The 22,663-nt window shown below is 37.7% G+C and carries 27 protein-coding genes and 1 pseudogene; 12 read left to right on the forward strand and 16 right to left on the reverse strand.

Annotated features, from left to right (window positions below; genetic code table 11):
• Positions 1–82: 82 nt before the first annotated feature.
• The 4 genes and pseudogenes from EZY12_27245 to EZY12_27260 all read right to left on the reverse strand — a co-directional run bounded on the left by EZY12_27245 (position 83) and on the right by EZY12_27260 (position 5,228).
• Positions 83–289, reverse strand: coding sequence for a hypothetical protein (locus EZY12_27245; protein QSX70894.1), 207 nt, complete (start codon positions 287–289; stop codon positions 83–85).
• Positions 290–705: 416 nt separating this feature from the next.
• On the reverse strand, positions 706–3,516 hold the full coding sequence (locus EZY12_27250) for a M10 family metallopeptidase C-terminal domain-containing protein (protein ID QSX70895.1): 2,811 nt from the start codon (positions 3,514–3,516) through the stop codon (positions 706–708).
• Between the two features lie 150 nt (positions 3,517–3,666).
• A pseudogene (locus tag EZY12_27255) lies at positions 3,667–3,907 on the reverse strand (metal-dependent hydrolase).
• Between the two features lie 145 nt (positions 3,908–4,052).
• Positions 4,053–5,228: a hypothetical protein gene (locus EZY12_27260; protein QSX70896.1), complete on the reverse strand. Its 1,176-nt coding sequence runs from the start codon at positions 5,226–5,228 to the stop codon at positions 4,053–4,055.
• Between the two features lie 236 nt (positions 5,229–5,464).
• On the opposite strand from EZY12_27260, the gene EZY12_27265 reads away from it, so the two are divergent.
• From EZY12_27265 to EZY12_27275, 3 genes are read left to right on the forward strand one after another with little or no spacing between them, the layout of a single operon-like run.
• Positions 5,465–5,788: a hypothetical protein gene (locus EZY12_27265; protein ID QSX70897.1), complete on the forward strand. Its 324-nt coding sequence runs from the start codon at positions 5,465–5,467 to the stop codon at positions 5,786–5,788.
• On the forward strand, positions 5,785–6,486 hold the full coding sequence (locus EZY12_27270) for a GIY-YIG nuclease family protein (GenBank protein ID QSX70898.1): 702 nt from the start codon (positions 5,785–5,787) through the stop codon (positions 6,484–6,486). The genes EZY12_27265 and EZY12_27270 overlap by 4 nt, the downstream gene beginning before the upstream one ends.
• The gene (locus tag EZY12_27275) at positions 6,486–6,908 is read left to right on the forward strand and encodes a hypothetical protein (GenBank protein QSX70899.1); all 423 of its coding nucleotides are present in this window, start codon (positions 6,486–6,488) and stop codon (positions 6,906–6,908) included. Before EZY12_27270 ends, EZY12_27275 begins: the two co-directional genes overlap by 1 nt.
• Before the next feature lie 207 nt (positions 6,909–7,115).
• On the opposite strand, the gene EZY12_27280 is transcribed toward EZY12_27275, so the two are convergent.
• Complete coding sequence (locus EZY12_27280; GenBank protein ID QSX70900.1) at positions 7,116–7,871, reverse strand: HNH endonuclease; 756 nt, start codon at positions 7,869–7,871, stop codon at positions 7,116–7,118.
• A gap of 439 nt (positions 7,872–8,310) precedes the next feature.
• Positions 8,311–8,589, reverse strand: coding sequence for a hypothetical protein (locus EZY12_27285; protein QSX70901.1), 279 nt, complete (start codon positions 8,587–8,589; stop codon positions 8,311–8,313).
• Between the two features lie 227 nt (positions 8,590–8,816).
• Here EZY12_27285 and EZY12_27290 point away from each other — a divergent pair, with 227 nt between their 5' ends.
• Positions 8,817–9,017 carry a helix-turn-helix transcriptional regulator gene (locus EZY12_27290; GenBank protein QSX70902.1) on the forward strand — a complete coding sequence of 67 codons (201 nt, stop codon included), beginning with the start codon at positions 8,817–8,819 and terminating at the stop codon, positions 9,015–9,017.
• On the opposite strand, the gene EZY12_27295 is transcribed toward EZY12_27290, so the two are convergent.
• The 5 genes from EZY12_27295 to EZY12_27315 all read right to left on the reverse strand — a co-directional run bounded on the left by EZY12_27295 (position 9,018) and on the right by EZY12_27315 (position 13,620).
• On the reverse strand, positions 9,018–10,100 hold the full coding sequence (locus tag EZY12_27295) for an ATP-binding protein (protein QSX70903.1): 1,083 nt from the start codon (positions 10,098–10,100) through the stop codon (positions 9,018–9,020).
• A gap of 59 nt (positions 10,101–10,159) precedes the next feature.
• Positions 10,160–11,203, reverse strand: coding sequence for a metal-dependent hydrolase (locus tag EZY12_27300; GenBank protein QSX70904.1), 1,044 nt, complete (start codon positions 11,201–11,203; stop codon positions 10,160–10,162).
• Positions 11,204–11,302: 99 nt separating this feature from the next.
• On the reverse strand, positions 11,303–11,815 hold the full coding sequence (locus tag EZY12_27305) for a hypothetical protein (GenBank protein QSX70905.1): 513 nt from the start codon (positions 11,813–11,815) through the stop codon (positions 11,303–11,305).
• Positions 11,816–12,112: 297 nt separating this feature from the next.
• Positions 12,113–13,021 (reverse strand): ATP-binding protein, encoded by a 909-nt coding sequence (locus EZY12_27310; protein ID QSX71024.1) that lies wholly within the window; start codon positions 13,019–13,021, stop codon positions 12,113–12,115.
• A 47-nt stretch (positions 13,022–13,068) separates the two neighbouring features.
• Positions 13,069–13,620 carry a DNA-binding protein gene (locus EZY12_27315; protein ID QSX70906.1) on the reverse strand — a complete coding sequence of 184 codons (552 nt, stop codon included), beginning with the start codon at positions 13,618–13,620 and terminating at the stop codon, positions 13,069–13,071.
• 569 nt (positions 13,621–14,189) lie between these two features.
• Between EZY12_27315 and EZY12_27320 the strand changes: the two genes are divergently transcribed.
• The 4 genes from EZY12_27320 (at position 14,190) to EZY12_27335 (ending at position 17,200) form a co-directional block, all read left to right on the forward strand.
• Positions 14,190–14,843: an AAA family ATPase gene (locus EZY12_27320; protein ID QSX70907.1), complete on the forward strand. Its 654-nt coding sequence runs from the start codon at positions 14,190–14,192 to the stop codon at positions 14,841–14,843.
• Positions 14,840–15,214, forward strand: coding sequence for a CopG family transcriptional regulator (locus EZY12_27325; protein QSX70908.1), 375 nt, complete (start codon positions 14,840–14,842; stop codon positions 15,212–15,214). The genes EZY12_27320 and EZY12_27325 overlap by 4 nt, the downstream gene beginning before the upstream one ends.
• A gap of 156 nt (positions 15,215–15,370) precedes the next feature.
• Positions 15,371–15,643, forward strand: coding sequence for an HNH endonuclease (locus tag EZY12_27330; GenBank protein QSX70909.1), 273 nt, complete (start codon positions 15,371–15,373; stop codon positions 15,641–15,643).
• A 72-nt stretch (positions 15,644–15,715) separates the two neighbouring features.
• On the forward strand, positions 15,716–17,200 hold the full coding sequence (locus EZY12_27335; GenBank protein ID QSX70910.1) for a glycosyl hydrolase family 57: 1,485 nt from the start codon (positions 15,716–15,718) through the stop codon (positions 17,198–17,200).
• Here the strand turns inward: EZY12_27335 and EZY12_27340 are convergent, their stop codons facing one another.
• Positions 17,201–17,434 (reverse strand): hypothetical protein, encoded by a 234-nt coding sequence (locus EZY12_27340; protein ID QSX70911.1) that lies wholly within the window; start codon positions 17,432–17,434, stop codon positions 17,201–17,203. It lies immediately after the preceding gene.
• Positions 17,435–17,483: 49 nt separating this feature from the next.
• Here EZY12_27340 and EZY12_27345 point away from each other — a divergent pair, with 49 nt between their 5' ends.
• The 3 genes from EZY12_27345 (at position 17,484) to EZY12_27355 (ending at position 19,099) form a co-directional block, all read left to right on the forward strand.
• Complete coding sequence (locus tag EZY12_27345; GenBank protein QSX70912.1) at positions 17,484–18,446, forward strand: tyrosine-type recombinase/integrase; 963 nt, start codon at positions 17,484–17,486, stop codon at positions 18,444–18,446.
• An 87-nt stretch (positions 18,447–18,533) separates the two neighbouring features.
• Positions 18,534–18,791 (forward strand): type II toxin-antitoxin system ParD family antitoxin, encoded by a 258-nt coding sequence (locus EZY12_27350; protein ID QSX70913.1) that lies wholly within the window; start codon positions 18,534–18,536, stop codon positions 18,789–18,791.
• Entirely contained in the window at positions 18,791–19,099 is a 309-nt protein-coding gene (locus EZY12_27355) for a type II toxin-antitoxin system RelE/ParE family toxin (protein ID QSX70914.1), read from the forward strand. The genes EZY12_27350 and EZY12_27355 overlap by 1 nt, the downstream gene beginning before the upstream one ends.
• 23 nt (positions 19,100–19,122) lie before the next feature.
• Here EZY12_27355 and EZY12_27360 read toward each other — a convergent pair whose 3' ends face one another.
• The gene (locus EZY12_27360; GenBank protein QSX70915.1) at positions 19,123–19,677 is read right to left on the reverse strand and encodes a hypothetical protein; all 555 of its coding nucleotides are present in this window, start codon (positions 19,675–19,677) and stop codon (positions 19,123–19,125) included.
• 519 nt (positions 19,678–20,196) lie between these two features.
• Between EZY12_27360 and EZY12_27365 the strand changes: the two genes are divergently transcribed.
• Positions 20,197–21,495, forward strand: coding sequence for an IS4 family transposase (locus tag EZY12_27365; GenBank protein QSX71025.1), 1,299 nt, complete (start codon positions 20,197–20,199; stop codon positions 21,493–21,495).
• A gap of 138 nt (positions 21,496–21,633) precedes the next feature.
• Here the strand turns inward: EZY12_27365 and EZY12_27370 are convergent, their stop codons facing one another.
• The 3 genes from EZY12_27370 to EZY12_27380 form a co-directional block, all read right to left on the reverse strand.
• Entirely contained in the window at positions 21,634–21,927 is a 294-nt protein-coding gene (locus tag EZY12_27370; protein ID QSX70916.1) for a fertility inhibition FinO-like protein, read from the reverse strand.
• Between the two features lie 94 nt (positions 21,928–22,021).
• On the reverse strand, positions 22,022–22,393 hold the full coding sequence (locus tag EZY12_27375; GenBank protein QSX70917.1) for a type II toxin-antitoxin system VapC family toxin: 372 nt from the start codon (positions 22,391–22,393) through the stop codon (positions 22,022–22,024).
• Positions 22,380–22,607 (reverse strand): hypothetical protein, encoded by a 228-nt coding sequence (locus EZY12_27380; GenBank protein ID QSX71029.1) that lies wholly within the window; start codon positions 22,605–22,607, stop codon positions 22,380–22,382. Before EZY12_27380 ends, EZY12_27375 begins: the two co-directional genes overlap by 14 nt.
• Between the last annotated feature and the right edge of the window lie 56 nt (positions 22,608–22,663).

Here is a 22,663-nt window from a genome sequence, read left to right on the forward strand (position 1 = left end):
ATTGACGGGTTTCGCTGTCGGTGTTTCTATCCCATTATTAGCAAGCTGTACAGGTTTGCTGACGGGGTTTGTCGGGGTTTTATTAACGGGGTTGACGTGGTTCGCTGTCGGTGTTTGTCGGGGTTTTATTAACGGGGTTGACGTGGTTCGCTGTCGGTGTTTGTCGGGGTTGAGCGATTTCTATTGTGGGTATTGCGATTTCTAAGGAGGGTTGCGCGATCGCTGTCGCTGTTTCTATTCTTAGGGGAAAAATTACAATTGATAAAATTATGAATAATTTGATTTTCATGGAAATAAAAACCATTAACTATTCGTATATTTTATACAAAAAATCCCCAGTTATCAAAACTAGGGAATTGCTGAATCAATCTAGACATTTATTTTACCACTGCCAGATGTCCCTAAAACTACAGCGTGTCCGTTTCTTAAAGTAGTCGGATTCCAATAGCATTAAGAATATTCCAGAGTGCGATAGCGAAGCGCTGCTGCAAGCAGATCGCTCTTTCTCAATTACTTTATTTTGTGGTTTTGCGATTCCTTCGGAGCGCTTCGCTATCGCAGGAATCGGACATTTTATCCAACGGGAAGCACCCCAGACAGTAATTGAAGCCGTGCTTGCCCGCATACAAAGTTGATACAGAAATCAGGTTTTATCTTGCTAAATATACTGAGACTTTAACCAATGTCAGCCCAGGTTTCGGCTAATCAAGCAACGATCGCAAAATCAGCAGTAGTCACACTAGGTAAATTAATCAAATTAGCAAACTCAGCACCAGTCCCAAACCCAGCAGCACTACCATTTTGGTTATAGTAAAGACTGCCACTACCGATACTGTAAACCAAGTATGCAGTACTAGTTGCAGCTAAATCATCATCCTCTACAGTAGTAAAATCAGAAACTTGACTCAACCCATCACCTACAACACTACTTAAAGCAGTAAAAGTCTGTTTACTCAACACCAACTTGTCACTGGCAGATGTAAAGTCAGTCAGGGTATCAACACCAAAGTCGCTACTGGTAAAAACTCGTCCACTACTATACCAAAAGCGATCGCTCTCACTCCCACCAGAAAGAATATCATTTCCCGCCCCACCAGTTAAAATATCTGCACCGCTTCTACCTGTTAACACATCATTGCCACTGCCCCCATTGAGATTATTATTGAGGCTATTGCCAATCAGGCGATCGTTTCCACTACCAGTGACTATATTTTCAATCACATTATTAGCAGATAGAGTCAACTTCAAGTTACTGTTGACTGTCTGCGTAGTAATCACACCCAAATTTAGGCGGACATCAGTAGTAGTACCACTAAAACTGATAGTATCGTTGCCGCCTGTGCTGATTTCTTGTATGGTATCGCTACCTAATGGGGTGGAAGCATTGAATGCGTAGGTATCATTTCCACTACCACCAGCCAGAATATTATTACCACTATTGCCCGTCAATATATTATTGCCACTATTGCCAGTGCCATTAATATTGCTCGTTCCAGTTAGAGTTAAATTCTCGATCCCATCAGCTAAGGTTGTGGTGGTACTAGCCTGCAAAGTGTCAGTGATGGTGACAGTCCCAGAGGATTTTTGCAAAGTTGCATTGGTAGGGCTGGAAAGGTTAACTTTAAAGGTTTCGTTGGCTTCGCTGAGACTATCATTCAGAATAGGAATAGTAATTGTGCCAGTGGTAGTATTGGCAGCAAAAGTTAAAGTACCGCTACTACTGGTATAGTCTGCATTGGCAGTAGCAGTTACAGGGGCTGTAGCGTATTGAACTGTAACTGGTTGACTAGAGGCACTGCTAAGAGTGATAGTTAAGACAGCTTGCGGAGTTTGCCCTTCGACAACAGTGATGTCATTGATGGACAGAGTGGGCAGAGTGTCATCATTGGTTATGGTTCCCACTCCCTGGTTATCTGCAATAGTGGCATTAGTGGCATTGCTAAGGTTAACCAAGAAAGTTTCGTTTGATTCAATTGTCATATCGCCAGTCACAGCAACATTGAGAATTTTACTGGTATCACCGGGATTAAAAGTTAATGCACCTGTGGTGGCGGTATAATCACTACCTGCTGTGGCTGTGCCGTTAGCAGTAGCATAGTTAACTGTGACAACAGAGGTACTAGCGGCAGAAAGAGTCACAGTAAAGGTAGCGTTCTTTGTGCCTGTATTACCTTCGGTAACAGTAATATCTTTGATGCTGAGGCTGGGTAAGGCTGCTGCTTGTACCTCAAATGCGCCGATATCGACTCCACCTCCAACAAGCCGCGTTAAACCTCGTTGGTCGTAGGGAATGGGTTCTGTTCTATTTCCATCGCCATCAAGGTCTTCTGTATCAGCAGGGATTAAGTTGTTGTTACCAGCGTTAATCGCCGGACTACCAGGAAGGAGAGCATGAGTAAGGGTGAGTCCACCGTTATTTTGTAAGGGTCTGAGTCCGGGGTTGGGGTTAACAATATCTGTACCAGTGCCTACAGTGCCTTTAGCGCCAGCCAGAGAGCCAATTAAGTTGTTATTGTTACCATTAAATAGCGCTGAACTCAAAAAAGAAGAGAGAAGATCAGGAGCATTACTATTTATATTCCCAGCCACAATCGTGTTTTTGAGGTTAACCGTGGCACTAAGACTATAAATACCGCCACCGCCATCGCCGTATTCGGTGCTGATAGCAGTATTCTTGGTAACAGTGCTGTTGATCAAATTGAATACTCCATTAGTAGAAGCATATATACCGCCCCCATTTCTCGCACTATTACCACTGATTGTAGTATTGAGTAAAGTAACTGAAGTGCCATTACTTCGTATGCCGCCCCCATTTCCCGCACTATTACCACTAACGGTAGTATTGATCAGAGTCACCGATCCAGATACAGTAGAGATGCCGCCACCGTAAACTCCCCCTTCGTTGTTACTAATTGTCGAGTTAGTTGCAATTAGTGTACCGCCGGAATTGTATATGCCGCCGCCTTCTTGAGAAGAGTCACCAGCAGCGATATTATTACTAACTATGCTGCCGTTGCGTAGGTAGACGAAACCACTGTTGTAGATGCCGCCTCCGCTATTAGAAAAACCGGACGCTTTGTTGCCTGTAACTGTCGAATTATACAAATCGAGAGCGGCATTAGAATCAACTCTAATACCTCCACCATCACTAGATATATTGCCGCCCGTAACCATTACATTCTGTAAGCTTAGTTGACCTCCATCCAGTACCTGAAAAACGCGATCGCTATTTAATAAACCTGACGCATTAATAGTTGCTTGTCCACCAACTGCCACAATATAAAGCACATTACTGCGACTTTTAATATCTAAATCTCCTTTCAAGGCTGCATCTTCATTAATCCCATTTGATGTGAGGTTGTAAGTTGTTCCTCCAGTTAAATGGATTTCATAATCAGTAGTCGGATTCGCATTGGCGATTAAAATCGCATCCCGCAGAGATAAATTATTAAGATCCTTATCATTACCATCATTTTGATCGGCTGTGGTAGTAACTGTCAGAATAGTATGAGCCATTTCACTTTCCTCGTATTACAAGCTGCATTTGAGTTGTCATGTCTATACTACACCTTCGTCAACCTGGAAGGTCAAGGTGATTATACTCGAACCATGAACTCCCTATAACTTGGCAAAAACTATAGGTCTAGAAAATGTCCTATAGGTTTTTTTTACAATTTTACCAGAGGTCTAAGACTATAAATTCAATTCCGTTAGGTTGAATAATCTGAAATTGTCCATCAACCTTTGACCGATCGCTGGCTCTCACTCCCTTAATATTAGTAATGATTCTATGAGTTGCACCCGAACTATTATAAACACCCTGTACCCCTGATGTAGAAGCAATCAAGCGGTTAAACTGGGTTAAAATTCCCCCCTTACTATTGATGCTAAAAGCTGATAGAGCGATCACTGTAAAACCTGTAAATAAAGTTAATAAATACCCAAGATTTGTGCAAAAGTGTTAATTTTACTCAAGCATCGCTGAAACCTATATATATCAAGAGTTTCAGCCTATCTTGCCTCTGGTGACAGCTTTGCGATCGCATCCACCCCTACTTATTCTCACTCTTAGAAGCACTCATAGAAACAATAGTAATAGTAGTAGTGTATTTACCATCCTTACCTACCCAAGGTTTAATCTTTCTCACATAACCATCTTTAGGACTTCTAACAATAGGAATATCTGCTAATTTATCCTCAATAGCTGATAGAGAAATTCCTAATTGTGCAAGTTGATAATCCTTATTCCTGACAGCTTCATCATACTGTAGCCTAGAACGTTCAAAATCCTGTCTAGCTTGTGTTTCAGTCTGACTACGCTTACCCTCCTCCACAGATGCTTGATACTCTTGAATTTGGCGGCGATTTTTAGCGGATTCTAACCTTGATTTAGCAAGCTGTAGTTCTGAATCGGTCAAATTAACATTAGTTTGTAACTGTTCTAATTCCTGATTTTGAATAATAGCAGCAGCCGATAATTTAGCTTGTGCCTGTTCAACTTCCGATTGTGCCTGATCTAATTCTGATTGCAGTTTTTTCAATTTAGATTGTTCATGTTGTAAAATCTCAGACTGCATTTTCATATCATTCATAGCAACAATCATTTGCTCTTGCTCTTGTACCTTCTGTTGTGCGATCGCTAAACTAGCCCCAGCCTTTTCAAATTCAGCCCGGCGTTCTGGATTGTCAGTTTTCAATAATTTGGAACGACTAGATAAAATTAATCTAGCTTGTCTTAACTTCAATTCAGCTTGAGATATGTGAGCTTTTTCCTCTTCAAAAGCAGATGGTGGTAAATTTTTTAGTAGTGGTATTGGTTGCGGTGGTGTTGGAGCTATGAGAGTTTTAGAGTTAAGATTATCAATTTGTAATTTAATAGCTTGTCTTTGACGGTCTAATCGTTGCCTTTCGTTAGAATTGTCAGATATAACATCACCTATTTTAATTTTATCATTTAACTTGACCTTTAAAAATGATTGATTGTCAACAGATATACTCATTTTCAGGAGACGGTCACTGAGTGGGGTCGAAGTGCGGTTTTCTTGCACTATGGTAGTTGGTAATTCTTCTTTATTCACCACTTCAGATTGACTAACAGGTTCAGCAACTGCCTGTCTTTCCTGTGGTTTTAATTTTCCTACGAGAATTGTTGATAGTGCGATAGCGAAGCTCACCGCAGGTATCGCAATTGCAAAAAAGATATTTATTGCCAAATTATTATTTTTCATAAAATTCACCAAAACTAAAACACAGTGAACCATCAATAATATAACATTTTATTTTCCACTATAATTAAAGAGCGATTCTTACGCTATAGAGTGCTTTGTTATTGCTATATAAAAAGAGGTATTTATATTATTATTCATATTAAAATATTGTAAAATTGTAGTACCAGAACCAAAGGAGAACGTCGTAAATTCTCCATTGGCTGTTTCACTGGTAGTCCATTCATACACAATGAACTATGACTAGCATAACATTTGACCAAGATTTTGCATTGTCTCTTTATTTTTCTGATGATCAATTTCCCATAGATTTTGACGACGCATGGCAGTGGTTGGGGTATTCTACCAAGCAAAAAGCTAAGTTAAAACTTCAAAGAAATTTTGAGGTAGAAATAGATTTTACTTCATTTAACCAAGTGGTTAAGTGCGCTGATGGCAAGGGTTCTAGCCGATGTGAGAAGATTATTTTAACCGTTGATTGTTTTAAGTCAATGGGCATGACTATTTTAAAATGCTACAATAGTTGTAATCGCAGAGTAACCCAATATTTTGCAGCAAAATGAATAATAAAATACCTTTTATTACCCCCAACTTGGTTGAAGATTTATCAAAAACTGGGATTTATTGCATTACACAAAAAAGCACAGGGAGAAGATATATAGGAAGCACATCGGTAGGGTTCTATCAAAGATGGAAACGACACTTGAAAGAACTGAAAAGGTTAAAACATCATAGCTTATTCTTGCAACGAGCCTGGGATAAATACGGCTCTGAAGATTTTGTTTTTGAAATCATTGAAACCCACGAAATACTAACGGATAAAAACAATCAGGGGTTGTTGGACTTAGAGCAACATTATTTAAATACTTTTAAACCAGAGTTTAATGTATCACCTTCCGCTCATAACAGAAAAGGCGTAAAAGCATCTAAAGAGACACGTATTAAAATATCTTCAGCAAGAAAGAGGCAAGCCAAAAGACCTTGTAGCGAAGAAACTAAAAAGAAAATATCTGAATCAAATAAAGGGAAACATTGTGCAAGTATTGAAACCAGAAGAAAAATGTCTGATGCAAAGAAGGGGTTATCTGTTAGAGCGATCAATACTTATTTTTTGACATCTCCAAATGGTGCGACCATAACAGTTAACAACTTGAAAGAATTTTGTAAAGAAAATAACTTGAATTATCAAAACTTATTTGCTGTAGTAAGAGGCACTAGAAAGACCTCTCAGGGTTGGAAAATTATCAAAATTGATAATTAGTGGCTGGGACTGAGCAAGGAAAAAAAATTAGAAGCTATTTTCTTCAGTGTGAGGCGATCGCCAAAGAAGCTTGCAAAAAGATTCCTAAAATGGAAATGCAAATTCAAGAGCTTCAACAAAATTTTGCTCAAATGCAAAATCCTCAGCAGTTGCAACTTGATTTTATGCCACCTGGTTGGGAGTCTGAAGTATGGGATTTATTACCGCCACAGGATAAACGGCATTTTAGATTCATGTACACTGAGCGACGATTTATTCCCGGTGATGATGACATCAAAAAATTACCAATCAATTTAAGTGCAGAACAAAAATTGAAACAACAATTGGAAGTGGAAAAATTTAGACTCGAATTGACAGAAGCAGAGAAGGAAGATTTAGCTCAAACCAAGAAAAAATTGTTAAGGGATTACTTAGAGGGCTAAAAACTAATTGTAGCGATTTCTATGGAGCGATCGCTATATTTCCCACTAGAATAGAAAGCGATCGCTATATTTTCCACTAGAATAAAAAGCGATCGCACCCAATAATCCAATATTTATTAATAATTGTTTACCCTTGGTAACGTTCATAAAATGGTAAAAAAGTAGAGACTTTCAAAGGTTCTCTACTCTAGTTTACAACAAAGTTAATTAAAACAACGGAATTTGAGTGTAATTTAGTTCGGTTTTTCCAAGAATTTTAAGTATCTTCTTCCATTGAGTAAGTGAATAAAACTCTTGAGATTTATACCACTCCATTGGATCTGCATTTTGCTTACTAGAATTGCAGATTAAGCAAGCAGGAACTATATTACCTAAACAATCAGGTCCACCTTTACTAACTGGAATAAAATGATCACGAAAAAGCTTAACATTTTTACAGCAGTAAGCACAAGAATTTTGAAATTGCTCATATCGTTCTCTAATCTGCTTATCTGTGTAATTAACTAAATGAACTCCACGCTTTCTAGCTTTTCTTCTTTTACTGGTTCGCCTTGCTGTTAGTTTACCTTTTTCTGTTTTAAAGTAACTTTTTCTCCTTTCAGATATTAACTCGGAATTCTCAGAATAATATTTACTATGATAGTCACTCCTCTTCTCTTTGTTGGTTTCTTCCCATTTTTTCATGTAGGCTTTTATTTTTTCTTTATTTTTCTCTCTGTATTTTTTCTGGCTTTCTTTTACTCTCTGTGGATTCATATCCCTGCACTTTTTAGCAGTCTGTAGCCTCTTTTCTCTGTTTTTTTGGTATTGCGCTCTTTGCTGCTCTGGTGTTGGTCTGTTCTCTTTAATACACTGAACGCAGCGATTAATTGAGCAATAGCGTAAACTTTGTTCAAGTTCATTCCATTTATGGTTATGATGACAAAGTTTACCTAAATAAAACTTATCTTTATCAAAATCCATTTTTACCTCACTTAATTATCCGAAGAATTGCAACTAAAATGATAAAAACTCGGTAATCTTTATCAGTTGACTGTTGAACTTGAACAAATGAAGAATTGGAAATATTTAATGAAAACCTAGTGTTAATAGAAACAAACGAACCACTAACTAAATATTCATTTTTAACAAACTGAGGTTCTGTTGTAGTTGAATTTTGAGCAGAGTAATTATTATTAGTTTGAGAACTATCAACAACGATGCTTGACTGATTAAAACTTTCTAAAAAAACTGATAACTCATCTATTTGTTGAGAATTAAAGTTTTGAACAACCTGCTTAACTAAAGCTAATTATTCTGTTGATTCTAAGCTTTTAATTGCTGCTAATATTTCTTGCATCTGTCTTTCCTTAAATACATGATTAATTAACCCCCCACTGAGTGAGAGGTTAAAAGTGATGGCTTATATTGCTATTGCGGCGATAGCTTCACTGTCAGTTACCCAAACTTCTCGGTTTGAAGTGTAAAAAGGTTGAGAAATCCAAAAACCATCATCTCTTCTGTAAAAAGTACCGAGTAACTTTATACCAAGCCAAACACGATATAAACTTCCAAAATCTTCATCATGTAATGAATCAATTTCAATTTCAGGAAGGATTGAAGAAACAGCAGCAGCTTGTTTTTCCAGTTTTTCAAATAACTCAACGTGAGCTAAGTTGAATTCGTTGGTTAAATATGTCATGATGAGAATTCCATTAATAGTGGATTAGAGAGTGATTGCCTCTGTCTCGCAAACTTAGCGATCGCTCTCTATATTACTAATCATAGTATTATTAATTGTAATAGACAAGCTTTGTTCAATAGCAATTTATGATACTAAAGTCATTTATGATTAAATTTTCTTATTACTATTTGTGGTACTACTATTTGTGTTATAGTTAGTATTATTCGTAGCTATAAGTAGTAAAAATGAGTATAAAAATTAATCTCAAAGAAATTAGAGAGATTAAAAACATATCGCAATTTGAGCTTGCCAAACTTTCAGAAATGTCGCCTCAAAACATTCAAAAGTTAGAACAAGGAAGAGCAAAAGGAATTCAATTTGATGTATTAAATAAACTTTGTGATGTGTTAAATTGTGAAGTCAAAGATTTAATTATCAAAGAATAGTTATTTCTTTATACGCAGGTAGTAAGGTAAAATTTTAGTTTTCATACCATCTCCATCCATCCTGACTAATGCCTCTAAGGGTTGCAAAGAAGCAATCATAGTTTCAGAAAATCTAAATCTCTTTTTAACACTACTAATTTCAGTTTCATCTACAGCTAATACCAGCTTGAGAGACGAATTGGCTAGGACTTCTCCTGAGATATGGGCATCTCGTTGACTAGCCACAATTGTACATAATCCAAATTTACGGGCTTCTGCTGATATTCTGGCAAGGGTTTCCGATGATTTAACTTCTTTACATTCATCCAATATCACATAGCTGCGAGGTGTTTTATCTGCAATTTCACCCTTCAATTTATGAGAATCAAGCAATTGTTTTAAAAGAGTTTCTGCGGCTATAGCTGATAATCCAGGTACTTTAGCTAATGCTGATAAGTCAAATCTAACGAGTGGGAAATCTAAGGACGGCTGTGGTTTGCTAAATATGCCGTACTTAAATGTAGCAGCCATTTTTAACAATAGTTTCTCTGAATCTTTACAACCATCCTCTACACGGCTTTCTAATTCAGCTTCTAAATCAGCAAAGGTAGGAGGTTGATTAGTCCATGTTGATTGTTGCTTCTGAAATATTCCCCTGTTTTCGTAGCAGCTTATAAAACAGTTAAGTAGTAATCCTTGTTGATTATCTCCCATTTTTAAGGATTTTCTAAGAATTGATGAAATGCCGATCGCTTGCAAATCGGGACCACCACCTCTAGGATCTAAGTCTAAAACCAGTGGATTAAGCCCGTGTGGTGATTCTGCATCTAACCTATAGCAAACTTCATTAGGTAGTCCTAAATCCCCATGCAAGTCTATTAAAATAACTTTAATTTCTGGGAACAGTGACGGTAATTCATAAGCCATTGATTTTAAGGTTTGAGTCTTACCACTTCCAGAAGTCCCTAAAACCACTGCATGACCATTTCTTAAAGTAGCCGGATTCCAATAGCATTTATCACCTAAGAATATGCCAGAGTGCGATCGCTCTTTCTCAATTACTTTACCCTGTGGCTTCAATGTAGCTTGTGGTAATGGTTTCATTATTGAATGTTATATTTGTTTTAGCTTAGTTTAAGAAATAAGTCTTTAGAATGACATCATTAGTTACTGGAAATAATTGATCTGACTTCTAAGCTACCTGATGCAAATTCATCTCCTAAAAATTTAATCACGGTATTCAGAGGTGCAGCATCTAATTTAATTGTACTTGGTGAAGCAGTAATAAATTTGAATTGAAAAGGATCTGGTGTTAATACAGTAGTATCAAAATCATCTACCGACAATCCACCACTCACAAATACCATTGCTCCTGACCTGTTAAATTTGGAAATCACTTCTCCAATTACGTCATCTTCTAAAACGATAGTTTCAACGTTGGTAACAGCAGGTTTGCCCACATCAGCAGTAATTTGTTCAATAATAATTTGACTATCCGGGTCTGTTGCGGCCTTGTAAATTTTATTGGTATTAGGATCTAAGACTATAAATCCTGTACCATTGTCTTGAATAATAGTGAATTGTCCATCCATTCTTGATCTATTAACAGCACTGATACCTTTGATATTGGCAATAATTCTATGAGTTGCCCCTGACTTATTATAAATTCCCTCTACTCCTGATGTTGAGCCAATTAGCCTGTTAAATTGGGTTAAAACTCCACCTTCATTATTGATACTAAATACTGATAATGCGATCGCTATTAGAGCAACAAGTACAATATATTCGGCATTACTGCCTGTTGTTAACCGAAAATTACGATTGCCAGGACAAACACATCGAACAGGATTTGGCCAGAACATTTCTGCACCGCCTTTAGTAAAACAATCCGCAAACCAGCCAAATGTATAACCAATTGTTAGGGCGCTCGCTATCGGTATGAATTGTGGGAAAAATAGTGCTATTCCATAAAAGGCGATCGCTACAACACCACTAGCAACCAATGAATGGGTGCAGCTTCTGTGAGGCATGGTACTTTCAAAATATCCAGATATCCAAGGAAATAACCGACCGGCTGGTGAGGTGGAAATATCAACATCTGGAAGTAAACCACCCATTGCCGCAACAATAATTACTACAGGATCAGCAGTTTCGAGTAATAAACTGGCCGCAGTACCACTAATTAATAAGTGTGATAGCCCTAACATTATTTAATTTCTCCTTTTTTTCAATTTGATACTTTTTGATCAACTAAGGATATGCCAAGCCAACATAAATAATTTTGCTAAACAAGTATACTTATTCTTTTAACGGGTTAGTGAAATACTGAGAAAGTCAGAGATTTGTTGAGCTATTTCAGGATTTCCCTGGGGTGCGCTGTTGTATCTAGTAGTTAAGTTTATTTCTTTTTTGGATTCTGTTATTAAGCTGATATAGTAATGAGGATCTTCTATTTGTGCTAGTACCATTTTTATAGTTGCAATGTCTGCAAGTAAATATTCAGTAGTTTTAATTCCTGACAAAAAACTTTTTTCATTGAGAGTAAACTTACCTGTAGATTTATCAAAATCGCAGCTTTCTGGATAATCACGAATTAAGTAAGACAAGCCAAGAATAATAAAAATACTTCCTATTAGAAAAATAGTTGCTCCTTTACTAGAATATTTGAAACTATCTATTGATAACAAATTAGTAAATATCAACGCATAGAAAAATACAGAAAAAACTCCGATTATTAGAAAAAAACTTCCCGTTACCAATTCAGAATTTGTTCCTAGTTTTAGTTTTAATTGTTGTGAATTTTGTTCTAGTATTAGCATTTAAACATTTCCTGTGATTTAAGATAAAACAAAAAATATTTATAAATTGTCTTAGCGACCATTCCCGAAAATATATTAAGTTGTTGGATGTATAATAAATCAGATTATATAGTTTTATGAACAACAAATCAATGATTTATCTTTCACTTTTGTGTAAATTTTTGTGACTATTCAGTGTATTAATTGTGTACGGGTTTAGGATTGCTAATCCCGTACAAATCTAGGTTTTTTGTTATTTTACTTTCATCCCATGTCCCAACCGTTTTGAGTATATACAATATTTAGGTTTGTTCCTAATCATCTGATTCTTCTGTCCTCCCGTGGCAAGCTATAAAGTAATCTGGATACTCCCAGAAATATCGCTGCACTAATTCCACTAAATATATAGAGAGCTTGGTTATTAGTCCCTAATCCGATAAACCGCATAATCACGAAAAATACCCCCACGATTAACATTAGTGGTATGATATCGAAGTAACGGCGGTGATCCGCTCCCTCCATTTCTATCCCTAAATATTCCTCTTCAATGGCACGGATAGCTAACATTGGATTTCCCCCTGCTCGTTCCTGTAATTTGGATAAATCTGCTGCTGTTAAGGCGATCGCTCTTTCAATTGCTGCACGTTTCATAATTTGCCTAACAGCCTTCTCTGGTAATGGTTTTAATTCAATTCTGGGAATGTTAATAAAGATATCGGAACGCGGTGGATCTGTGGCTAAAACCAACATCGGCACACCCTGACGGCGTAACTGTTTGAGCCAAATTCTAAATTTCATATCACAGTTTTGAGCATCATCGAGAATCACAAACGCTGTATTTTTTTTCAAGAAATCAGCGATCGCTCTTTTGAGTTTATCCACAGTTAGATTTTTCCCATCTAAATCCTCAGTTGCCAGATCAAACTGTTGAGCAATTTGCAACAGCATTTGTTTGGTCGTTGTCGGTTCAACAAAGGCCACTAAAAATCCGTCATCACTTAATCTCTCAACTACTGCGTTTCCTAATACAGATTTACCGCTACCTTCTTCACCGACAATTAAAATTGCCCCATTGGCGAGTAATGATGCGGTGGTGCGGTTTAGTTCGGCTTGTCTATAAATGGTAAATTCTTCCACTGCTTCCGGTTCATCTTCATAATCTTTATTTTTAGGGGATGACTTAGGTAGCTGTGGAAAAAGTGAGAATAGTGTAATAGCTAAACTAATGGGATTAAACGAAGTTATTGCTAATAACAAACCGCTTAAAAACAATTTTAACCAATTAGTTTGAGGTCGTCCTGTTTTTTCTTGAGTTTGTTCATCATTATATTGATCAGATTCTGGGAATCGTATGCAGCATCGTCCGTGTTGCTGCGTTGCTGCGTAAAATTTTGGTTGATTACCTCCAGTCTAGCTTTGAGTTCGGGTGGTAACAGATCAGGATTTTCATAAAAATGGGTTGTCATTGCTTTTTTAGCAACGTGCATATTAAACGCGGCTTTTGCGCTTGATTGCATCATGCCTTCCGTTTCAATATCAGGAATAAATTCACTATTTATTGATGTTACTTTTAATTCTTCTGGGCTTTCCGTAATCTCAGATGTTTCGGCTTTGATAATATTAGAAGTTGTACTTTCTTCTTCTTCTGATTGTACAAATCTTGATTCTCTCCATTCTTTAATGATGGGACAAATTGTACTGAAACTGCCACCACCTAACTTTTCTCGTACAACATCCCTGTTTATTTTTTCATTATTTTTATATAGATTTTCACAAATTTCAAAAACCTTTGCTCTTAATTCTTCACCCTGATTTATGGTAGTCATAGATTTTAATTAATGAAGGTATTAAAAAGTATGTACTCTTACATTTTAAAACATTAATTTATATATTGGCAATTGTATCGAGAATTTAGCAAAAAAATGACTTGCTACAAGTTGTACAGTCCAGTTAAAAATAAGAGTATGAAGATTTTATACTAAGGGTTAGGCGGCTGTAATTTTATCTAAATAGCCGGATTTTTGAGAATTATTGTTTAAGAACATATCCACATTCTTTATAAGCTACAAGCAGTTTAGTTAGCAAATCACTTGATTAATATACGCTTCTAAATCTCCACGTCTAACTCGCCACGATTTACCAATTTTCTTTCCTGCTAATTCTTGGGATGCAATTCCAGGGCGATTCCTAGGTCGCGCAACGCTTGCGCCTATTTAAGCATTTCCCTTGGGAATCCCGTCAACTGGTAACATTCATCAATAGTTAGAACTAGCTGATCACTGGCCTTTAATTGTTGACCCATCAGCAACAGTTTTACCATTGCCGACAATTTACTAATATCGCTATATAGTATATACTTGATGCAGTAATTAATTCAGTAATGCAGTAATGCAGTATGGCAGTAAGCAAATCAGTAATTGCATTTATCAATCAGAAAGGGGGCTGCTCAAAGTCCACCTCAGCCGTGCATTTAGCCTATTGGTTATCGCGCAAGGGTCATAAAGTCAGATTGTTAGATGCCGACGCACAGCGCAGTAGTTCAGTGTGGTTGAAGTCTATGGAATCGGAAATTGCCACAACGGTATTAAATGTACCTGATGAACTTTTGGAACAAATCCCAGAATTAGCAGCCGAATGTGACTATTTAATTGTGGATGGACCAGCAGGATTATCAGAAGCAAGTCGGGCAATATTATTTAGGACTGATTTAGCTGTTATTCCTTGTCAACCCACTGGTTTAGATTTACAATCTGCCAGTGATGCAGTGCGCTTAATCAAACAAGCTCAATCTGTACGCGGGGGTTCACCATCAGCGGCAGTATTTATTAGTCGTGCTGTTAAGGGTACTAAGTTAAAAGATGAGGCGATCGCCCTGCTATCAAAAATCCAGGAAGTATCGGTGTTAAAAACGGTGATTCACCAAAAACAAGCAATAGCAGATACCTTTGGACAAGGTACAACTATTTGGGGATTGTCCGGTCGTCCAGCGGCGGAATCACAACGGGAGTATGAAAAATTGTTTAAAGAAATTGTAGGGATGCTGAAGTGAGTACCAAGAAACCTCGAAAGTCCCTAGATGATGCCCTGGCAAATGAGTTTGTCTTTGGCAGTACACCACCGGAAATAGAACAGCCCCAGGTTGATACCGTGGCAGAAACCATATCAGCGCCGACAATCGAAAATGATTCCTCAGTCGTCACACAAACTATCAAAACTATCACCCCATCCCCAGAATCTAAATCATCAATTATGTCTCAACTTCAACAAGTTCCCCCCAAAGAAGCAACAGTGCGTTTAACCGTTGATTTAACTGAATCAATGCACCGCAAATTATCTATGTGGGCTGCGAAAACAGGTCGCAAAAAGTCTGAACTTGTCCGTTTCTTACTTGATCAAGCACTTCAAGAAGTTAATGAGTAATACAGTAAGTAATGCAGTAAGTAATGCAGTAAGGAAGTATCTGGTTCTGACTTTGTTGGCAAATCCTCAATGAATTATGACTGTAGCACTCACGTCACACGATTTTCACTAGAGGAAAGTAAAATATTAATATGTAGCGTGTGCATTTCATTTATTATGGGATACCCCAAACACTGGAAAAAACTAGCCAAAGCCATCAAGGAAAAAGCTAATTGGTGTTGTCAGAAGTGTAATCGCCTTTTACCTCCAGATCAACCAAAGGAATCCCGTACATATCTACAAGTTCACCACTGGAATCGTGATCCATCTGACAATAGACTCGAAAATTTAGTAGCTTTATGTCCAAAATGTCATCTTAGTTATCATCGTGGTGGTAAGGGTAATATTTCTGTGGGGCAGTTGTCGTTGTTTGATATTTCCCAATTTTAGCCATGAAAGGTACTGACAATAAATTACCAATTTCGGTGCAAGATTGTTAGTTGTACATTTGAGGTACTATGAATGTTTAAATTATCAGATATACCTACATTACCCGAAATTATTGATGATTTGCCAAATATCTGCGGTTGGGAACAGGAAGTGTTGACTGTAGTTAACCACAATGAGCCTATTTTTTTACCGATTACTAATCTGAAATTAGCAGATATTAATGCAGTATTTGCTATCGCTCTGCATATGCACCAACCCACTATCCCAGCCGGAAATAATGGTTCATTAATCAGCAATTTGCAATATATGTTTACACATCAGCAAGAAGGAGATAACCACAATGCTGCCCCTTTTGCTAATTGTTATAGTCGCATGGGAGATTTTATTCCTGAATTAGTTGCACAAGGTTGTAATCCCCGTGTGATGTTGGATTATTCTGGTAATCTTTTATGGGGACTGCAACAAATGGACAGAAGTGATATTCTAGATAATCTTAAACGCATCACTTGCAATCCTACCTACCAGCCCTATGTAGAATGGTTAGGGACTATGTGGAGTCATGCTGTCATCCCTTCCACACCCATAGCAGATATTAAACTCCATATTATCGCTTGGCAACATTATTTTGCCGCAATTTTTGGCTGGGAAGCATTAGCAAGAGTCAAAGGATTTTCCCCTCCAGAAATGCACTTACCAAACCATCCAGATACCTTGTTTGCATTTATCAAAGCCTTGAAAGAATGTGGTTATCGTTGGTTATTGGTGCAAGAACATACTGTAGAAACAATTAATGGTCAGTCTTTAAATTATAAACATTTACCACATCGGTTAATAGCTCGCAATTCCCAAGGGGAAGAAATTAGTATTACTGCATTGATAAAAACCCAAGGTTCAGACACTAAATTAGTCGCCCAAATGCAGCCATACTATGAAGCCAAAACTTTATCTAAACAAAAATTAGGTGATGTTGTCGTCCCTCCCATAGTTAGTCAAATAGGTGATGGTGAAAATGGTGGTGTGATGATGAATGAATTTCCCGGCGGTTTTAAACAAGCTTGGGGGGATATGGTGCAAAATGGAGGAGGTAAAACTGGTGTTGTTGGTGTTTGCGGTACAGAATATTTAGAATTATTAGCAGCAGCAGGTTGTCAACCCGAAGACTTTCCTACTTGTCAAGCAAGTGGACAACATCAAATTTGGGCGCAAATTGCCGAAGATAATTATCAACCAGATGCTGTAGAAAATGCGATTCAACAACTGAAAAAAAATCACCCCAATTTTCATATTGATGGCACATCATGGACTAATCATATTAGTTGGGTGCAAGGATACGAAAATGTTTTATCTCCCATGTACAAATTTAGCAATTTATTTCATCAGAAATTTGACGATTTATTATCAGATCAATCCAGTGTAAATCTGACTCAAGACAGTCAATATCGCCAACTGCTATTACATAATCTCTTATTACAAACTAGCTGTTTTCGTTATTGGGGGCAAGGTACTTGGACAGACTATGCCCAAGAAATTTACCGACTTGGAGAGAAATTACTTTAATTAGGGGAAAACCACTGCTAAATTTTCTTGGGGGAAAAAATCAGGCTGTGGAAAACCGGAATTGAGAACACCGTGCAGAATTTTCTTGGGGGAAATCTCAAATAAGCGATAGCGAAGCGCTCCGCAGGAATCGCAAACCACAACCGAGCGATCGCAAACCACAACCGATCGCCCCACAGAAATCGCCCCATCAACACCAAATAAATTTTCCCCAGGGAAAAGGTAAAAGTACAATATTACTTATGAGAATATAACTAGCTAGAAGGAATCTTCGGATAAGTAAATGAATGAATCCCCGCAAATTGGTGAAATAACTGTTGTCAATTCCCTAGCTTTGACTGCACCCACCCCCCTAACTGAACACCCCGCTGCTGTCTATCTTTCTTCTCTATCCCCCGGTTCTCGTTCCGCGATGAGGCAATCTTTAAATGCGATCGCTCGTATCCTCACCAGCAATGAATGTGATGCACTAACTTTAAATTGGGCTGAACTGCGTTATAAACACACAGCTTTATTACGGTGTATAATAATGGAAAGATATGCACCAGCCACAGCTAATAAAATGCTGAGTGCGTTAAGGAGAGTCTTGAAAGAATCATTACGACTTGAATTAATGGACGCTAGAGATTTTGCTAGGGCTGTAGACATCCCGAATATTAAGCTGTCTAAGGAATTGAAAGGGCGCTTTTTATCTGAAGCTGAAATTAATGCCCTGATGCAAGTATGTTTTGATGACCCTACTCCCATTGGTTATAGGGATGCGGCGTTGATAGCAATTTTGCGGGGTGCAGGTTTACGCCGGGGGGAATCGGTAAATTTAATGTTGAGTGACTTCCATTCTGGCAGTGTTAAAGTTCGCAGTGGTAAGGGTGGTAAAGATAGAACTGTTTATTTACCAGATGCAGTTTTACCAACTATCGAAGACTGGTTAGAAATTAGAGGGCGTGTTGCTGGGGCTTTAATCTGCCACATTAATAAATCCGGGGCGGTGACTTTACGACAACTGACACCCCAAGCGGTATTATTTATTTTAGAAAAACGGGGTACAGAAGCTGGTGTTACTAACTTTTCTGCCCATGATTTTCGCAGGACTTTTATCTCTGAGTTGTTGGATTCTACTGATATTGTTACCGTCCAGAAATTAGCCGGTCATGCCTCACCGGAGTTAACATCAAGATATGACCGCCGGGGTGAGGAAGTTAAACAACGGGCTGTACAGGCGATTAATGTTCCCAAACGTCGTTAACAGCTTAATCTCTACACAATAACAAAGTTTGTTATTTTCTGTTATTTCCAATATAATGATCTGTAGAAGCCTTTTTAGCAATCTTAAATGAACGTTTCTCTCACCACCGAACTAGAAAAGTGGGTACATTCTAAAGTAGAAAGCGGTATGTATACTTCCGCCAGTGAAGTAATTCGGGAAGGACTGCGGCTACTCAAAGAACATGATGCCCTGAAAGGAATACGTCTTGCTGAGTTACGACAAGAAATTCAACAAGGTATTGATAGCGGAGAATCTACACCCTTAAACATGAGTGAAATCATTGCCAAAGCCAAACAACAGCGGCAGGAGAAACAGTCTAAATAATGGCAATTATTCTGAAAAAACCCCTTGCTGAAATTGATTTATTAGCTACTTGGGATTTCATTGCTAATGAAAGCCTTGAAAAAGCAGATGGTTTCCTACAAAAGATAGAAAATAAACTCAAAATCCTCGCAGAAAATCCTGGTATGGGCAGAAAACGGGATGAATTAGTGCCAGGTTTACGGAGTTTTCTAGTAGGAAGTTATCTGATTTTTTACTACCCCCTCAACCAAGGAATTGAAGTTATCCGTGTTTTGCATGGAGCAAGAGATATCCCCAGCTTTTTTGAGGATTCTTTAGAAAATGAATAAATAATTACCTTTAAAATTATTTACTACTGCTTAACCGGATAATACAGCCCATCACTAACCTGAAATTTCCACCCCAAGCTCATGGGATCTCGATTCCTGGACCAACTGATAAATTCTTTCTCACTCTTGGTTTCCCGTTCTGTAGTTAAACTTTGCTGTGTTACCCCCAATCGTTGCGCTAAGTTCTCAGGAGCAAAAAATTTTATCTCTACTGGTTGCTGTTGATATTGATACCCGGAATACCTTTGTCTGGAGTTACCACCGCTATATCTACCAGAGGCCAGCGCCTTTTCAATCTTTTCCAACTGTTTACTAAGCGCTTCTATTTTAGAGTCCACCTGTTGATCTTGTTGGCAAAGGTGTGTTTCCAGTTCCCCCAGCTTCTCCTCCACCTGCTGTAATTCGTCAGTTACTTCTAGTTTTACACTGCTATCGAACTGCGCTATCAATTCCTGTAATCCTTGCAATAACGCTGTTGTGTGACCGTCGCGGTGGATTTTGGCTAAATGTCGTACTACAGGAATTAGTACAGTTGGTACGCGAATCATCTCGCTGGGTGGGGTCTTGTTGGCAGTCATGATATCTGTAGTTGATATCGAATATTGTAAACTAAAAGGCGGTGCAGCCGGGATACCCTATCAATGGAACACGCTGTAAAGTTTTGTCAACTTAATGCTCAAAACCAATGATGTACCGTTGTTTCGATCTGCTTGCAGCAGCGCTAGTTCCCTCCGGGACGCACTCGCGTTCGCTATCCGTGGCTTTAGCCCTGAGAGTGTCAAATCATTTGTATATGCACAAAAATTGTGCAGATTCAGGAGTATCTTTGTATAAGCATTCAAAACGAACAAAATTGTGCTTTTGCGCCAGTTGGTACAAAGTAGTTTGAGTTTCGGGAAAATCAAAAGTAGATATATGATTTTCAATCATGGACACATTGGTGACAAGTTAAGGAAAAGGGGAAATTGTCAAGGGTGGTATTTGTAGTGGTCAAAACATGGGAAACTCAGTCTAGACAGGTAATTGAGCGATTGAGTCCAGCCATGACAACCAGTAAAAAAACCAACAGAGACCACGCAAAAAAGAAACAGCGACCAATGGTGGAAGACGAAGTAATAGCCAAGCAATTGGAAAGATTACTGACACCAGCGATTACAAATCAAGAAAATTACTACCGAAAACTAGGACTCAGAGAAAGGATACTGAATTTGCCGTTGATGATGGCGGCGGTGTTAACCCTGCTGTGGAGAGATGTAGCAGGAGTGAGAGAAGTGACAAGAATGTTAGCCAGAGATGGTTTTCTGTGGTGTAATCCCACAAAAGTTAGTCAACAAGCCGTATCACAGAGATTTTTGACATTTCCATCGGAATTATTTGAAAAAGTATTTAAAGATTTATTGCCTAGTTTGAGAACAGCTTGGCACAGTAGAAATAAACGTCCCTTGCCAGAAAGTATTCAATTTACCTTATCAAGATTTGAGAAAATTTGGATAGTAGACGGATCAACATTGGAGGCATTGTTTAGGAAATTACAAAGTTTGGAAGAAGCTCATTATGGACAATTAGCAGGCAAGATGAGTACAGTCATTGATTTAATGACCAGATTACCTGTAGAGATTTGGTTTGCAGAGAATCCCAAAGCTTCTGATACTAAACTTGAAGAAAATATTTTGAATTTAGTGACAGAGAGTACCCTATTGTTGTTAGATAGAGGGTTTTATCACTTTAATTTTTGGTTACAATTAATTGATAAAAAAGTGGACTTTATTACGAGAATAAAAAAAGGAGCAGCAATCAAGGTAGAACAAATATTTACAGATAGTTATGGATTGCGAGACCGAAAGATAAGTCTGGGTTCTGGCACTAAAAAGACTCCATTTATCACTTTACGTTTGATTGAAGTGCGGTCAGGAAAAACATGGCATTCTTATTTAACCAGCGTGTTAGATCCTAATGTTTTACCTCCTTATGTGGTAGCGGATTTATATCGGCGACGTTGGCGGATTGAAGATGCTTTTAATATAGTAAAAAGACTCTTGGGGTTAAGTTATTTATGGACAGGTTCAATTAATGGAATTAAATTACAGATTTGGGCAACTTGGATATTTTATGCGGTTTTAGTCGATTTAGGTGATGCTGTAGCTGACGAACTTTCTCTCCCCTTTGATGATATTTCATTAGAAATGATTTATCGTGGTCTTTATCATTTTACTATGGCTCATCAAAAAGGTAAGGCAACAGATCCTGTTAAGTATTTTGCTGACCCTCAAAATCGAGATTTAGGTATTATCAAACAGAAACGAAAACCAAATGTTAAGTTAATTGTCGCGCCTTTTCCTGATCTCCAGCGGGGGTCTGACGAGTTTTTTTTCAATAATTATCCAAAAGTCTCTTGACAAAAGACTTACAGCCTTAACTTGTCACCAATGACCCAATACCAATAGCTTGATCTCAAAGAGCGATCGCAAGGCGCTTCGCAGGAATCGCAAAGCACTACCACAAGCGATCGCTATGGATTGCTTATCTATTATTATCTAAGTTGTAACTTCAGAGGATGGCTTTGGCTTTTTCTCAAAAGTCTGGATATTAGGTTCTAACAGCACAAAACCGTTATCAGTTGCCTCTCCCATTTTCCCAGCAATAGCACCTACCCACTGGGGATAATTGGCCTGTGCGTCGGTCAATTTCTTCCAAACTTTAGGTTTAACAGTGACGCTAATTATCCTTCCATCGCAGTCAATCTCAAATTGTTGCCAACCATTTTCTACAGTCTTAACTTCTGGCAGTTCGTTGATTTTGATAGTTAGTTCTAATTTTCCTTCAATCATAAATACATCCTTATAAATTAGCTGAATTCATTAATCCACACTTTTTACAAAAAAAGGGAATAGGGAACAGATAAAAAACTGTGATGGAATTATCTCAATCATTTGATTTCAACTTATTCGCTAATTTTTTATCTAATGTTACTAACTCAATTTGATGATACTTAGCTGTAGCCGCAATAATAGAATCTGGTAATTTTGTTTTATGGGTATATCTAAAATTAATAGTTTCGTCCTCAATTTCTGATGTAATTGCTAAATAGGTCATCTGATTTAATAAAGATTTAATCGCTTCTTTTTCCGTAGAACTTATAGAAGGAAAGCTCAGTAACTCCATCCGAGTTATAGCACTATAAGCACATTCATTAACTTTAATCAGCTTGTCTTTTAGCAGATTTAAGATTATTAAATCACGTTGAAACAACCCAATTAAAATATTTGTATCTAACAGATACTTAAGTCCATTCATCACGTAATACTTTTTGTAATTCTAAGGGGTCTTGATTTTTAAATACAGGAAAATCAGGTAAATCATTAACTATATTTACCAATAATTGAGATGATTGTTTTTGTCGTTCTACTAACAACATTTTTTTGATAACTTCTTGGACAACCATTTCCATATTAGGCAACTCTAAAAGTTGTTTTCCTAACTCATCAGGTAACTCTATCACAACTTGCATAAGTTTTATTCTCCTAAAATGATAGCTCAATTCCCAATTCTTTACAGAATAAACTG

The organism is Dolichospermum sp. DET69 (genome assembly GCA_017355425.1).
Lineage (GTDB): Bacteria > Cyanobacteriota > Cyanobacteriia > Cyanobacteriales > Nostocaceae > Dolichospermum.